The following is a 15,123-nucleotide window of genomic DNA, read 5'->3' as shown; positions in this document are numbered from 1 at the left end:
AATTTCACTGCTTTTTTATTTCAATTTTGTTGTCTGGGCGTAGAAGAAAAGGTATTGCTGGAGGATTCCAGCATTTTCACCAAAAGAAGGGAATGGGTTTTCTCCCTGGTAGAATGTATCGATGACCCGGGAAATCCATACATCAACGGGGGCAAAAGATGTCCGTCCGTATCCGAAGAGTGCTGTGCATCCTGCTACTTTAATGCCGACACCCGGGAAATCCATCAGCGCCTTCAAAAGATCTTCGTCATCGAGTGTACCTATCTTTTTCATTATCCCGGGAGTTTTAACAGCCGCTTTCACAGTATCGTATATATAAGGAGCTCTGTATCCTAAGGAGCAGGATTTGAGATCTTCTAACGAAAGCTTTGACAATTCCTTTGACGTTGGGAATGTATAAATGATTTCATAGGGCGTCTTTACAGGTTTTCCTGCGGCCTTTGCAAGCGCTTCGACAGATGAACGGATAGCAGGAATGGATTTTCTTTGCGAGATGATGAATGTAATGAGCGTTTCCCATGGATCCTGACGGAGAATCCGGATGCCCTTGCTGTAGGAAGCTGCCTTGTACAGGCATGGATCTGATTCCGGAAGAGCATCCCTTATGGATTTGTAATCTCTCTCCCAGTCAAAGTAAGGCTTCCATGTATGATTCCACTGGTACCGGCTGCAGGAAACGTCATACTTTGTTTCTGTAAGAGTCTTCATGTAAAGCACATGGGAGCCCGTAATAAAGCGGTAACCATATTCGGTTTGAACGACGCGGAAGCATTGTCCGCTTCTCATGATCTTATCGGCATCGAAATCGTCTTTGATAGTAACGATCATATATCCTCCTGATGAAACTGTTTTCCTTATTATACAGGAATCAAAGGAAAAGCGTCCTCTAAAAGAAAAACGGAATAATAAAGATTCTGTTTGTTTATTTTATTTATATTTCTGTTTCAAGTGATAAAATAAAGGAAAATGAGGTACAAGGATTGTGATTATGGGAGGGATTTTATGAAAATCAAGAAAATATGTGCAGCGCTTGCATTGGGCGGGCTTGTCCTGGCATTGACCGCATGCGGAAACTCGGGAAGTTCTTCAAGCAAAGCGGCCTCTGCCGTGGAGCCAGCTTCGCAGAACGGGAAGTATGTGCCAAATCCGACAGGGAAGCCTATGTCAGAAGACCTGAAGGACCAGCTCGAAAGTCTTCATGAAAAGGAAGCAAAATCTATTGATACGATCAAAGAGCTGCCGGCTGGATCCAATAAAGGAAAGAAGATTATGATCGCTTACTTTACGTGGGGCGGCAGAACAGGCGAAGTCGCTCATTCCATCCAGCAGAAAATTGGCGGCGATATCTATGAAATCAAGAGAGATCCGGACTATTCCAAGGAATATAATGCTGTCCTGAAGGAAGCAGCTGCAGAAACAGACAGCAATGCACGTCCCAAGCTTGCAGGAACACAGCCTGATTTGAAGCAGTATGATGTACTGGTTCTGGGGTATCCGGCATGGTGGTTTACAGCACCGATGGTTATTCCTACATTCCTTGAACAGCAGGATTTGAAAGGGAAACTGATTGTTCCATTCATGTGCTCCTACAGCAGTCCGATCGAGGTGACTATACCGGCCATAGCAGCAGCGCCTGGCGCAAAGATTTTCCAGGGACTGACACTTGATGCAAATACCTCGTACAATGTCATTGACCCATGGCTCACAAAAGCAGGTCTCATGTAATTAATTAGGAATGAAGCCGCTGTCCCATATGAGGATGGCGGCTTTTTCGCATGAAATCGATAAAGATGCAAAAACGGATGATTTTCCCTTTTCGCGTTATGGTAGAATAAATAATATATTGAAGTATTACTGAAGGGAGGGGCTGTTTTGGGAAAACAAGTACTTTTGATTAATGATCTTCCCGGATACGGCGAAGTAGCACTGGCTGCCATGATGCCGATTCTTACCCATATGGGGCATCATATTTATAATCTGCCGACAGCTCTGGTCTCAAATACCCTGGATTATGGGAAATTTGAAATTCTGGACACGACGGATTATATGATCCATACGCTGGATGTCTGGAGAGCGCTTAATTTCTCCTTTGATGCCGTTTCTACCGGCTTTATCGTAACGGAGAAGCAGGCGGAGATGATCCGGGAGTACTGCGTGGAAGAACGCAAAAAAGGAACACTGATATTTGTAGATCCTATTATGGGAGATGAAGGGCATCTCTATAACGGGCTTACGGATCAGACGGTTGCAGGGCTCAGAAATTTGATTTCCGCAGCAGACTTCATGGTCCCCAATTATACAGAGGCATCTTTCCTGGCAGGAGTGCCTTACAAGGAAGAGGGGACGACAGAGCCTGAAATCAAAGACCTTCTGCTCCGCCTTCATGAAATCAGCGGGGGATCCGTTATTATAACAAGCGCAAAAGTAGATGGAAAGAATGCAGTAGCAGGTTATGATGCAAAGCTTGATGAGTTTTTCCTCATCCATTTTTCACTGATTCCCATGCGCTTCCCAGGGACCGGCGATATTTTTTCTGCCGTGTTCATGGGCGGAGTGCTTCATGAGAAAACAATGAAGGATGCTGCTTCGCATGCTATGGATACCGTACGCAGAATGATAGAAAAGAATTTAGGGAGCAGGGAACCTTTTAAAGGAATTCCGATTGAAACATGTCTGGAGGTTTTGGACTAATGGCTAGAAGACCGAAAATCAAGATTACCTGTATTGACAGATTGGGAAAATGCCCCTGCCACAGGGGACACCGTCCGGGAGATTCCTGGGATTTTGATAAGGACAGAGGAGAAATCTGCCCCATGGTCATGCATGTGGCATTTCCATACATAGATATCCTGAGATACGGCGGAGAGATTCCCCAGCCGGGACAGAAAAAAGGGACAGCCATTTTCTGCTGCCCTGATGTAGAAACCATCAATGTATTCAAAATCGAACGAATCGATGAAGAGAAAGAGGATTAATCAGTTTTTCCTGAAAGTTGTATAAGTGAGAATGGATGTGGACATCATGGAACAGATGAAATTCATCCGCAGGCTTCCAGAACCAATGGAAATGAAACGGGAAATTCCATTGAAGCCGGAATATGCAGAATTGAAGAAGAGAAGAGATAAAGAGCTTGCAGATATCATGACAGGGAAGGATAACAGATTTCTACTGATCATCGGCCCCTGCTCAGCAGATAATGAAACTGCCGTACTTGATTACTGTGAGCGTCTTGCCAAAGCGGCAGATGAAGTCAAGGACAAATTATTCATTGTTCCAAGAGTATACACGAATAAACCGCGCACGATAGGCAAGGGTTACAAAGGCATGCTTCATCAGCCTGATCCGGAAGGAAAGGAAAACATGATGGAGGGGATCAAAGCCATCCGCCGCATGCATGTCCGCGTCATCGAAAATACGGGATTCACCTGTGCTGAGGAAATCCTCTATCCGGAAAACCACAGGTATCTCTCCGATCTGCTGGCATATGGAGCCATCGGGGCGCGCTCTGTCGAGGATCAGCTTCACAGGATGATTGCAAGCGGCGTGGGGATTCCTGTCGGCATGAAGAATCCGACATCAGGCGATCTTTCTGTCATGATGAATTCCATTGAAGCTGCTCAGAATGAGCAGGACTTCCTCTTCCATGGGTGGGAAGTGCATACGACGGGAAATCCCCTGGCGCATGCTATCCTGCGCGGGTATGTCAATCACTTCGGGACAAGCATGCCCAACTATCATTACGAAAACTTGCAGCATGTGATGGAAATGTGCAATGAAAGATCACTGGAAAATCCTGCCATCGTTGTGGACTGCAACCATTCCAATTCCGGCAAGAAGTACATGGAGCAGATCCGCATTGCCAGAGATGTCATGGCAAGCAGAGCTTATTCCCCGGATATTCATAATCTGGTCAAAGGGCTTATGATCGAGAGCTACATCGAAGATGGAAACCAGAAAATCGGAGAAGGGATTTATGGCAAGTCCATTACGGATCCATGCCTTGGATGGGCCAAGAGCTATGATCTGATCCTGAATCTGGCGGATCAGGCATAACATAAAAAGGAGCTGTGAAGAACGATTTCTCGTTTTTACAGCTCCTTTTAGCATGCGGATTAAAGTTTCAGTGCTCTTGCAAAGTGTTCTTTCAGGACCTTAATGGACTTCTGGAGTTCTTCATTTTCTTCATCTGTCAGGTGGAGCTCAATGATGTCCTCTACGCCGTCCTTGTCGATCTTGACCGGAACGGAAGCAAAGCTGTCCTTGATTCCATACGGGCCGTCGAGGTAGACGGAGCAAGGGAGAATCTTGTGTTCATCATGATAAATGGCACGGACAAGCTCAGCTGTTGCAGAAGAAACACCGAATTCAGTGCAGCCTTTCATGGAATTTTCCCAAGTGCCTTCTTCATGAACCTTGCGGAGAATTTCATCCTTGGAATCCATGTGGTAAACGTCCGGCTTTTCGGCAAGAAGTTCATCAATCGGTTTTCCTGCTACAGTGACGTGGCTCCACGGAATCATGCTCGAATCCCCATGTTCGCCTAAAAGGTAAGCAGTGAGGGAACGGCGGTTGATTTTAAGCTGTGTGGAGAGCTGCATCTGCAGACGTGCGGAATCCAAGGCTGTGCCCGAGCCGATGATTTTCTGCTTTGGCCAGTCAAGCTTGTACTGCAGATATTCAGCGATAATATCGCATGGATTGGAAATGGAAATAATGATGCCGTCAAATCCGGATTTTTCAATGAGCGGAAGGAATTCCTTGCTTGTGTCGACGGCGCTGTTCATCATGTCGAGGCGGTTCTGTCCCTGAAGGCGCGGCTTGCCGGATGCGTTGATGAGGATATCCGCATCTTTCATATCATCGACTGTGCCTGCATAGGCTTCGAAATGATGCGGCTGGTAACTTACGGCATCAAGCAGGTCCAAAGATTCGCCTGTTGCCTTGTCATGATTGATATCATAGAAAACGACTTCGTCTGCAAGTCCCTGGACCGCAAACTGGAGGGCTAAGTGGGAGCCTACGTTGCCGGCTCCGATGATTCCGATTTTTCTGGTTTTGATTGACATAAGATTCTCTTCTCCTTTACTCCAAACGAACCAGCTGGGCTGATTCAGGGTACATACCATTCTCCTGTACGAATCGTTATCAATACATGGAATACAATTATCTGTTTAATAGATAATTACAGTTATTATACTACAAGAAATTTGTGATGTATATTCCTGAAATAAATGTCTCGAAGCGAACTTCCTGAATTTCCAATAAGCAGTAGGAAACTGATGCCTCCTTGATGTATAATATAAAAGTATATGTTTTTTATTATTGAGGTGCAAAATGACTGATTTAGAAGAAATACAGAGACGCCGTACATTTGCCATTATTTCACATCCGGATGCCGGTAAAACGACATTGACGGAAAAACTTCTGCTTTACGGGGGTGCTATTCACCTGGCAGGCTCCGTAAAGGCAAGAAAAACAGCCAGATATGCAGTGTCTGATTGGATGGAAATTGAAAAGCAGCGCGGTATTTCTGTAACGAGTTCCGTACTGCAGTTTGACTATGCAGGATGCAGAATCAATATTCTGGATACGCCAGGGCATGCGGATTTCTCTGAAGATACATATCGTACACTGATGGCCGTCGACTCGGCTGTCATGGTCATCGACGTTGCAAAAGGTGTCGAAGCGCAGACAAAGAAACTTTTCAAAGTCTGCTCTGACAGAGGCATCCCGATTTTTACATTCGTCAATAAAATTGACCACTTTGGCAAGAATCCATTTGATCTGATGGCTGAAATCGAGGACGTCCTTGGCATCCGCTCCTGTCCAATGAACTGGCCGATTGGCGTAAACGGCAATTACACAGGGATTTACGACAGGGAAACAGAAATGTGCCACCTGTTCCTGAAGGACAATGCCCACGGCGTCAAGAAGCTCGAAGTTATCTCCGGCAAGATTGATGACGAAGCGATCAAATCGAATCTGACTCCGGAAATCATTGAATCGCTCGAAAGTGATCTGGAACTTCTTGATGAAGCCGGCGATCCTTTTGATGAAGAAAAAGTAAAGAAAGGGGAACTGACACCGATGTTCTTTGGTTCGGCCATGACGAACTTCGGCGTGCAGCCGTTCCTTGAAAAATACCTGCAGCTTGCTCCGCCTCCGGAACCTAGAAAAACGCTGGAAGGTTCGATTTCCCCGGAAGATCCGTCCTTCTCCGCTTTCGTTTTCAAAATCCAGGCGAATATGGATCCCAAGCATCACGACAGAGTCGCATTCATGCGCATCTGCTCCGGCATTTTCGAAAAGGGCGCAAGCGTCCTTCACCGCCAGAGCGGCAAGATGCTCCGCCTGTCCCAGCCGCAGCAGTTCCTTGCCACGGAAAGACAGACCGTCGAAAAAGCATACCCGGGTGATATCATCGGTATTTTTGATACAGGCGAACTTGGTGTGGGAGATACAGTCTGTGAGAAGAAGCATCCTGTCACATTCATTGATTTCCCTGTATTCCCGCCGGAACTCTTTGCCCGGATTTCCCCGGAAAGCAGCATGAAGAGAAAACAGTTCCTGAACGGCGTAGGACAGCTTGCCCAGGAAGGTGCCATTCAGGTTTACAAGCAGCCGTACATCATGGAATCCTTCATTATCGGTGCTGTCGGTCAGCTCCAGTTTGAAGTCATGAAGTACCGCCTTGAAAATGAATACAATGTAACTGTAAATCTGGATCTTATGGAATATACGACAGCCCGCTGGACGGAAGGCGATGTTCCGCCGGAAGAACTGATCGGCATCGACAATGCACTTGTCGTATACGACAGAAGGGAACGTCCTGTATACCTGCTTCCGAATGCATGGCAGGCAGGATGGCTCGAACAGAGAAATCCGAAGGTCAAATTCCTTGAAAGCCCGCCTGTAGGAGTGGCAGAACTGGAAGGAAACTGATCAAGGCGAATTGAATAAAACGGAGCAGTGGAATGCAGCAATGCATGATCCACGGCTCCTTTTTTCATTGAAATTAAGAGAAATCACCCTTTAGCGCCTATATTTGAAATAAAAATATATACAGGCTCATTAAAATTATATATAATATACCAAAACGCTGAAACAGAGAATGATAGATATGAACTAAACGGGGCGGTGAGTATGGCAAGAAGAAAAGGTTTGAAACAGTGGGACAAAATATCAACAGAAGGCTGGATGACGCTTTTAGGCGATAATGCTGTCATGAGCCAGCTGATGATGAGAATATTCTCCAAGCTCTACCATACCCCGGATTATACAGACAATGCGAAGAATATTGCAGAAGCTCTTCATATGGAATACCGTGCTTTGAATGCAGGCGTCGGCTGGGCAGGGAACAAGATCAAAAGCCTGTATGAAGAAGGAAAACTGGCTAAGAACAGCGAAGCTGATGAAGCGGAAGAAACAGGCAGCGACGACGCTGCCGGCGAAGGGGTTCTCAAAGCAGATGCCGCACCTAAGAAAAGAGCCCCCTGGGAGTATGTCTTTGATGGTTCTGAAAGTGAAGACGGCACTTATTTCTGGATTTTGAAACCGGAAGCCGTCCGTGCTTACCGTGAACTTGTTGAAGCTGATATCTGGGGCGGAGAAGCTATCCGCAGGTTCCTGGATGAGGACGTATCAGCGGCCGGAGTGGAAGGAAATCTTTTTTCCAAACCATCTGAAACAACGGTAGGAAGAATCCGCCGCTATCTTGATGAAGAGCATACCTTTCACCGCAAATCCTTTGGTGAACATCCAAGATGTACCGTTTGCGGAGCAGAAAGACTTTCTTTATTGAGAGCCGTTCCCTACGGAGATGATGACTTCAACCATAAGGGGCTCGTCTTCTGCCCGACGCATGGGTCACTGTTTGCAGCGCATTTGATTACATTTAATGACAGGGGAGAACTCCTGATATCCGACCGCCTGACAGACAAGGAAAAATCTCTTTTCAATCTGACAGAAGGCATGAAGGCAGTAAACCCGTTCAGCCGCCGCAGGATGGCTGTACATAGAAGAATTTTTAATCAGGAAGGCAGGAAGCACAAATGATTTTATCCGGAAGAGAAATCGTTCGGCATATGGGTGAGGAAATAATCATTGATCCGTTTGATCCCAAAAAGGTAAATCCCAACAGTTACAATCTGACACTCTCCGATGAGCTTATGGTTTATGACAATCATGAGCTGGATATGAAAAAGAAGAATACCGGACACCTCCTCCATATCCCGGAAGAAGGAATTCTTCTTGAACCAAACAAGCTCTATCTGGGAAGAACAAGAGAATATACAAAGACGAAGTGCTTTGTGCCGATGCTGGAAGGAAGATCTTCTATCGGACGGCTTGGTCTCTTCATCCATGTTACGGCAGGGTTCGGTGATGTAGGATTCTCAGGCTACTGGACGCTTGAAATGTTCTGCGTGCAGCCGATCCGCATCTATGCAGGAGTAGAGATCTGCCAGATCTATTTCCATACGGTTCTTGGCGAAGCTGATACGTATGATCAGGGGAAATATCAAAATAATACAGGAATTCAGCCCAGCCTCCTTTACAAAGATTTCGAAAAGTAGTATTATTAGAATAACTTTATAGCACATAAAGCAAAGAAGCTTGCAGCAGATGTACGGTTCCCGTATGTCTCGCTGCTTTTTTATTTCTCTGCAGTGCACAAATGTTTCCGGAGGCACAAGAGCAAACTACAGCACCAGTGCTTTCTAAGAGAACCAAGGAGGTCGACAGTTATGAAAAAGGCAATGAAGAAATTGATGGTAGCAGGTGTCCTTTGCATGGCAGGTGCTGCATTTCTGGCAGGCTGCGGAAGCGACAGTTCTTCAGGCGGCAAACAGTTCCTGAACATCGCAACCGGCGGTACAGCAGGCACCTATTATCCTCTGGGCGGCGCATTAGCTGAAATCCTGAACCAGAACATTAAAGGGATGAACGCTTCCGCACAGTCCACCGGCGCATCCGTAGCTAACGTCAATATGCTGAAAGACGGATCCGTTGATATCGCTTTCATCCAGAACGATATTGCTTACTACGCAGCAAATGGCAAGGAAATGTTCAAAGACAATAAAGTGGATTCCCTCCGCGGTCTTGCAGCTCTCTATCCGGAAACAATTCAGTTCGTTACAACCCAGGACAAGGGAATTAAGACAATTGCCGACCTGAAAGGCAAGAAAGTAGCAGTCGGCGCATCCGGCTCCGGCGCTGAAGCCAATGCCCGCCAGATTCTGGAAGCTTATGGAATCACATACAACGATATTGATGTACAGTACCTCTCCTTCGGCGAAGCAGTCGATGCACTGAAGGATGGCAACGTTGATGCAGGCGTCGTTGTAGCAGGCTACCCGACAGCAGCCGTACAGGATCTTGCTGCCAACAAATCTGCTGCTATCGTTGATATCGATCCGAAGATTTCTGATCAGCTGATGCAGAAATATCCATACTACACCAAGATGGTCATTCCGAAGGGCACTTATCCTGGACAGACAGAAGATGTCAATACCGTAGCTGTTAAGTGCGTCATCGTCGGAACAACAAAACTCAGCGATGAAATGGGCGGAGAAATCGTCAAAGCACTCTACACGCACCTTGACCGCATGAAAGCCGCTCACGCAGTAGGCAAGTACATTACGAAGGACACCGCTCTGGAAGGTATGTCCATTCAGATGAACGCCGGCGCTGAAAAGTATCTGAAATCCAAATAAGGGGTTCATCTCATTACACCGATTCTTTAAAAAGGAAGGAGGGGGAACGGACTCTGCGGGGCAGGGTCCGTTCTCACTTTAATGAGAAAGCAGAAAAATGGGAAATTAGAAACAGTCCTGATTGTTTTCGGGCTGATTATCTGTCTGGTTATTGCTGTCGGAGGATGGATTATCCGGCAGCCATACCTGTTCGGACAGACCACGGACGGATTTATTATCAGACAGAGAGTGGAAGCAGGAACACCTGTAACGCTGGTTTATAGACATTCCGTACAGAAGACGATGATTTATGAATATCTGGAAGTCAATAAAGCAACGGAAGGATTTGTCCTGAAGTCCACCAAGTACCAATCACTGGGAGTTGGCCTGCCATTCTCACAGGGAGATGGTGATTTCAGGGAAGAAAACGGCTGGTTCATCATGGATAACATGAACCGCAATTTCCCGGAATTATCGATTAGAAATGGTGTAACCAATGAAGAGAAGGTCTATGTGGGAGATAAGGAATATGAGCTTTCAAAGCTGATGCCTCTGGGAAAAGAACTTCATCTCTACGTAGCGCCTCTTTACAAAGGTTGGTATATGAAAAAAGAAATTAGGAGCTGATACTCTTGGATGAATTAAAGAAAAATGGGACGAATCCGCCGAATGATACAGAACCCATAAACGGGGAGCTCACAGATGAACTCCAAAAGAAGCTCAAGGAATTGGATAAGGAATCCAATACCGTTGAGTACTCTGGCATCTTCGGGAAAATCATTGCAGCAATCTGCATTTGCTTCTCCCTCTTCCAGATCTATACAGGGATTTTCGGCACATTGGATGCCATGATCCAGAGATGTATTCACTTGTCGTTCGGTCTCTGCCTGGTGTACCTGCTCTGCCCGACAAAGAAGGAGTGGATCAAAGACGGAAAATTCCACTGGCTTGATGTGGGACTTGCCATTCTGGCCATGGTTCCGCCGGTTTACATTCTGGTCAATTACCAGCAGCTCATCCTCCGCGCCGGCACCGTAACGCCGCTCGATACGGTCATTGGCACGCTGGGGATTGTCATGGTCATTGAAGCAGCAAGACGTATCGTCGGGCTGCCGATTGTCATCGTCGTGCTGTGCTTCCTTGGATTCGGCTTCTTCGGGCCGTACATGCCCGGACCATTGGCACACAGGGGACTTTCCCTGCAGCAGATGGTCGGACACCTCTTCTTTACGACAGAAGGCGTATTCGGTATTCCGCTGGGCGTATCCTCAACATTTATTTTCCTGTTTATCCTCTTTGGTGCATTCCTGGAAAAGACAGGCCTTGGCAAATTCTTCATTGATATTGCGAATGCCATTGCAGGCTGGGCATCCGGCGGTCCGGCAAAAGTTGCCGTACTGTCCTCAGCTCTTCAGGGCACCATTTCCGGATCTTCCGTTGCAAACGTTGTAGGTTCCGGATCCTTCACCATTCCGATGATGAAGAAACTGGGCTACCATAAGAACTTTGCCGGCGCCGTAGAAGCAGCCGCTTCCACAGGCGGCCAGCTGATGCCTCCTATCATGGGCGCAGCTGCATTCCTGATGGCTGAATTCGTCGGCATTCCTTACATGGAAGTCGTTAAGGCAGCTGTCGTACCGGCTATCCTTTACTTCCTTGGCGTTTTCCTTGGCGTTCATTTTGAAGCAAAGAGACACCATCTGGAAGGAACACCCAGAAGCGAACTTCCGCCATGGGGCAAAATCATGAAAGGAGAAGGCCATCTGGCTATTCCGCTGATTGCCATCATCGGACTTCTTGCTTCCGGCTATACACCGATGAAAGCAGCTCTTGCAGGTATCTTCATTTCCATTGCAACAGCTATGCTTAGAAAAAATACCCGCATGAGCTTCTACGACATTGTAGACGGCCTTATCAAAGGTGCCAGAGGCGCTTTAGGCGTACTCGTGGCGTGCGCCGCTGCAGGTATGATCATCGGCGTTGTTACAAAGACAGGCGTAGGCTTGAAACTGGCTTCTGCACTTGTTACTGTTGCAGCAGGCAACTTCATGCTTCTCCTGTTCTGCACCATGCTCACTTCACTGATCCTCGGGATGGGCGTACCGACAACAGCAAACTACGTTATTACATCCACAATCGCTGCTCCGGCCCTGATTCAGCTTGGCGTTCCTACGCTGGCAGCGCATATGTTCGTATTCTACTTCGGTATCATTGCGGATATCACTCCGCCGGTTGCTCTGGCAGCATATGCTGGCTCTGCAATTTCAGGAGGTGACCCGCTGAAAACGGGCGTGAATGCATCAAAGCTGGGCATAGCCGCGTTTATTATTCCATATGTATTCGTTCTGTCTCCGCAGCTGCTTGGCATAGGAGCCACCTTTACGAGTGTTCTTATGACGACGACAACTGCCATCATCGGCATGATTGGTATTTCAGGAGCTATGATCGGCCAGTTCTATACCAGGGCAAATGCATTTGAACGTTTGATTCTGGCTGCAGGCGGCCTCTGCCTGATTGATCCTCATGGCCTGACAGATCTCATCGGCGTTGCACTTCTTGTAGGCGTAGGCGTCATGCAGTGGTTCAGAAGTAAAAAAGAGAAAGCATAAAAGCATAATAAAAAGCGTGTCCGATGCGGCACGCTTTTTATTATGCTCTGTTAATGATGAACTATTTTTCTTCTGTCTCTGAAGGCTTGCTGTTTTCCTGAGACGTCTTATCTTTTTGGAGGAGCTCTTCATTCTCATTCCAGGGGAAATGGATATGAGGCGCCACACTGTTGAAAAAGTGTGGGAAATGAACGGTATCATCCCTTGCATCTTTAGGTACGAAAACAGGGAGACAGGCGGGAAGAATCTCGAGGTCAATGGGAAATTTTGGCCCCTTGTCGCCGTCAACGTTTGTCCAGAGGACATCACTTTCATCAATGGAAATATGTGCCTTCTTCAAGCTGACAACGGTGACGAAATCAGGGCCCATCTGAATGCCTGCCAGAAGCTTTGGCGCCTGGCGGATAGCAAGAAGCCATTCGAAATCGTGGAACAGGCAGAGCTTTATGACGCCCTTGTTCCTGTCTTCCGGCGGGATCAGGTTGCGGAAGCTTCCTGCCGAGTCAGTCAGCATGGCAGCAATTAAAGGAGAGGAGACCTGAATGACAGTGCCATCATCTTCTTCAATTCTGAAGTGATACGATTTCTGGCGATTCAGGACCTGCATTCCTTTCATGAAGTAGGCAAGAGAACCAAAGAGTGTCTTTTCTTTGATGGTGACTTCTCCTACGGCTTCCGATAAGAGGCCTGCGGCAACGACATTGATGAAGTAGCGGTCATTGATCTTGCCGACGTCGATATTCGTTTTGACAGCCGTTTCAAGCATCCGTATAGCACCTTTTGGTGAGCGGGGGATGTGAAGGGCACGCGCCAGATCATTTACCGTACCGAAAGGGATAAACCCAAAGGCGGATTTTCCTCCAACAGGAACCATTCCGTTGATGGTTTCATTGATTGTGCCGTCGCCTCCCATGCAGATGATATCATGGCCTTTTTTAGCAGCAATTTCAGCAAAATGAGTGGCATCTCCCGGCTTTTCCGTGAGCTTTATGGTAATGTCCTCAAACCGTTTTGACAGCACGGAGTGCAGCAAGGGTATGTACTTGGGGGCACGCTCACGCCCTGAAGTAGGGTTGACGATGACAGTACACTGTCCTGATTTTTCCATAAATTTACTCTCCCGAATGACTGCGGTCCCAATTCCGCAGTTTGTTGATCTTACATTTATTATATCAAATCATCATGGATTGTTGATGCAAACATTTTACAAAAGGTCATTTCTCAGAAGTAAAATGCAGGGAACTATAGATTGTCTTACTCAAGATATAGCCTTATAATTCAAATAAGATAAATTATTTCTTGACCCAATGTAGAAAGATTTTCGCGGAGGTTAGTTATGAAAGAACTTATTATCAGGCAATATATTGCAGATGCATTTACTGACACCGTTTTTAAAGGGAATCCTGCAGCCATTTGCCTGCTCCAGAATTGGATTCCTGACGAAATGATGCAGAATATCGCTAAAGAAAATCGCTTATCAGAAACAGCATTCACCGTCAAAAAAGATCAGAATTATGAACTTAGATGGTTCACACCGGGCGGCGAAATAGATCTTTGTGGTCATGCTACCTTGGGAACGGCTTACATCCTCTTCAATTTTATAGAAAAGGATAAGGAAGATATCGTATTTCATACGATGAGCGGAGATCTGACTATTCATAGGAATGGGGATATTTACGAAATGGACATGCCGGCTTATGAGCTGAAAGAAATCCCGGTGACCGATGAGATGGAAAAAGCTGTCGGCATCCGTCCCAAAGAAGCCTGGATGGGCCGCGACTTGGTATGTGTTTTGGACAATGAAGAGGATGTCGTCCACGCAAAAATTGATCAGGAAGCAGTCATGAAGCTGGATGGACTCTTACTGCATATCACCGCTAAAGGAAAAAATTATGACTGTGTAACCAGAAGCTTTGCACCAAAACTTTTAGTTGATGAAGATCCGGTCTGTGGTTCCGGCCATTGTCATGTCATACCTCTATGGGCGGACAAGCTTAAGAAAAGTAAATTGACAGCATGGCAGGCTTCCGAAAGAAGCGGAGTTCTTTACTGCCAGATGAAGGGGAAACGGGTTATTCTTGGCGGTAAAGCGGCAATTTATTCAGAAGGGTATATTCATATCCCTGAAGAATAAGGATTCCTTTTTATACGGGAATAAGCAGTGACAAGCGGACATACTTTGTATTTCGTATTTTTTGCGGATGCTGCGGTTTCTGCTAGAAAGCACTGCATGTACTTTTTCAATGCTTTTTATTTAGTTTTCAAATCTTTCCAAATATAAATCTGCCAGGCGGCAAGGATAAGATAAGATCTATCAGCTGTCCAAGAGGGAAATCATTTCTTAAGATCAAAAGAAGCCTTATTATCAGTCTGGCCCGCAATAGTAAATCATATAGCAAAAGTTAGAACTGAATAATAGTATACATTATAAATGTTTTACTCTAACATGATAAAGAAAGTTTAAGACAAAAAAGCTTGACAAGGCAAAATAATCAGATTATGATATACACATTCAAACAATCAAACAGCCAGAACAAGCGATGAGCAAGACAAAAGGTCTGTTGCAGCGTTCTTCAGAGAGCCGGTGTATGGTGCAAACCGGTGGACAGCAATATTCATAATATCCCTTGCGAGCTCTGGATCCGAAATAAGTAGGAGCCGGCGTTCATTCACGTTACGAATAGATTGCTAAGTATAATGTAGGGTGGTACCGCGATACGTCGCCCCTATCTTCGTAGGGAGATAGGGCTTTTTTTGTACCTGTTCCATAGTATTTAGCACATGAGTGATAAACCGGAGTGGTACCGCGCAATGCGCCCCCG

The 15,123-nt window shown here is 46.3% G+C and carries 14 protein-coding genes; 11 read left to right on the top strand and 3 right to left on the bottom strand.

Annotated elements, in window-relative coordinates; translation table 11 throughout:
• Positions 1–15 precede the first annotated feature (15 nt).
• Positions 16–828: a DNA-3-methyladenine glycosylase 2 family protein gene (locus OIM03_07700; GenBank protein HJI74154.1), complete on the bottom strand. Its 813-nt coding sequence runs from the start codon at positions 826–828 to the stop codon at positions 16–18.
• A 174-nt stretch (positions 829–1,002) separates the two neighbouring features.
• Here OIM03_07700 and OIM03_07695 point away from each other — a divergent pair, with 174 nt between their 5' ends.
• The 4 genes from OIM03_07695 to OIM03_07680 all read left to right on the top strand — a co-directional run bounded on the left by OIM03_07695 (position 1,003) and on the right by OIM03_07680 (position 4,053).
• Positions 1,003–1,725 carry an NAD(P)H-dependent oxidoreductase gene (locus OIM03_07695; GenBank protein ID HJI74153.1) on the top strand — a complete coding sequence of 241 codons (723 nt, stop codon included), beginning with the start codon at positions 1,003–1,005 and terminating at the stop codon, positions 1,723–1,725.
• 147 nt (positions 1,726–1,872) lie between these two features.
• On the top strand, positions 1,873–2,691 hold the full coding sequence (locus tag OIM03_07690; GenBank protein ID HJI74152.1) for a pyridoxamine kinase: 819 nt from the start codon (positions 1,873–1,875) through the stop codon (positions 2,689–2,691).
• Positions 2,691–2,975, top strand: coding sequence for a TIGR04076 family protein (locus tag OIM03_07685; protein HJI74151.1), 285 nt, complete (start codon positions 2,691–2,693; stop codon positions 2,973–2,975). Before OIM03_07690 ends, OIM03_07685 begins: the two co-directional genes overlap by 1 nt.
• 55 nt (positions 2,976–3,030) lie before the next feature.
• Positions 3,031–4,053 carry a 3-deoxy-7-phosphoheptulonate synthase gene (locus OIM03_07680; protein ID HJI74150.1) on the top strand — a complete coding sequence of 341 codons (1,023 nt, stop codon included), beginning with the start codon at positions 3,031–3,033 and terminating at the stop codon, positions 4,051–4,053.
• Between the two features lie 59 nt (positions 4,054–4,112).
• Here OIM03_07680 and OIM03_07675 read toward each other — a convergent pair whose 3' ends face one another.
• Positions 4,113–5,066: an L-lactate dehydrogenase gene (locus OIM03_07675; GenBank protein HJI74149.1), complete on the bottom strand. Its 954-nt coding sequence runs from the start codon at positions 5,064–5,066 to the stop codon at positions 4,113–4,115.
• Positions 5,067–5,334: 268 nt separating this feature from the next.
• Here OIM03_07675 and OIM03_07670 point away from each other — a divergent pair, with 268 nt between their 5' ends.
• From OIM03_07670 to OIM03_07645, 6 genes are all read left to right on the top strand, one after another.
• Positions 5,335–6,942 carry a peptide chain release factor 3 gene (locus OIM03_07670; GenBank protein ID HJI74148.1) on the top strand — a complete coding sequence of 536 codons (1,608 nt, stop codon included), beginning with the start codon at positions 5,335–5,337 and terminating at the stop codon, positions 6,940–6,942.
• 201 nt (positions 6,943–7,143) lie between these two features.
• Positions 7,144–8,055 (top strand): type II restriction endonuclease, encoded by a 912-nt coding sequence (locus OIM03_07665; protein ID HJI74147.1) that lies wholly within the window; start codon positions 7,144–7,146, stop codon positions 8,053–8,055.
• Complete coding sequence (gene dcd, locus OIM03_07660) at positions 8,052–8,573, top strand: dCTP deaminase (protein HJI74146.1); 522 nt, start codon at positions 8,052–8,054, stop codon at positions 8,571–8,573. Before OIM03_07665 ends, dcd begins: the two co-directional genes overlap by 4 nt.
• A gap of 171 nt (positions 8,574–8,744) precedes the next feature.
• Positions 8,745–9,713, top strand: a complete 969-nt coding sequence (locus OIM03_07655) for a TAXI family TRAP transporter solute-binding subunit (GenBank protein ID HJI74145.1) — start codon at positions 8,745–8,747, stop codon at positions 9,711–9,713.
• Between the two features lie 81 nt (positions 9,714–9,794).
• Positions 9,795–10,319 carry a DUF1850 domain-containing protein gene (locus OIM03_07650; protein ID HJI74144.1) on the top strand — a complete coding sequence of 175 codons (525 nt, stop codon included), beginning with the start codon at positions 9,795–9,797 and terminating at the stop codon, positions 10,317–10,319.
• A gap of 5 nt (positions 10,320–10,324) precedes the next feature.
• The gene (locus OIM03_07645) at positions 10,325–12,301 is read left to right on the top strand and encodes a TRAP transporter permease (protein HJI74143.1); all 1,977 of its coding nucleotides are present in this window, start codon (positions 10,325–10,327) and stop codon (positions 12,299–12,301) included.
• Between the two features lie 61 nt (positions 12,302–12,362).
• On the opposite strand, the gene OIM03_07640 is transcribed toward OIM03_07645, so the two are convergent.
• Positions 12,363–13,409, bottom strand: a complete 1,047-nt coding sequence (locus OIM03_07640) for a diacylglycerol kinase family lipid kinase (protein ID HJI74142.1) — start codon at positions 13,407–13,409, stop codon at positions 12,363–12,365.
• 228 nt (positions 13,410–13,637) lie between these two features.
• Between OIM03_07640 and OIM03_07635 the strand changes: the two genes are divergently transcribed.
• Complete coding sequence (locus OIM03_07635; GenBank protein ID HJI74141.1) at positions 13,638–14,435, top strand: PhzF family phenazine biosynthesis protein; 798 nt, start codon at positions 13,638–13,640, stop codon at positions 14,433–14,435.
• Positions 14,436–15,123 lie beyond the last annotated feature (688 nt).

This window comes from Veillonellaceae bacterium (assembly GCA_025992895.1).
Taxonomy (GTDB): Bacteria; Bacillota; Negativicutes; order Veillonellales; family Dialisteraceae; genus Dialister.
This window is presented reverse-complemented; position numbering and strand designations above follow the sequence as displayed.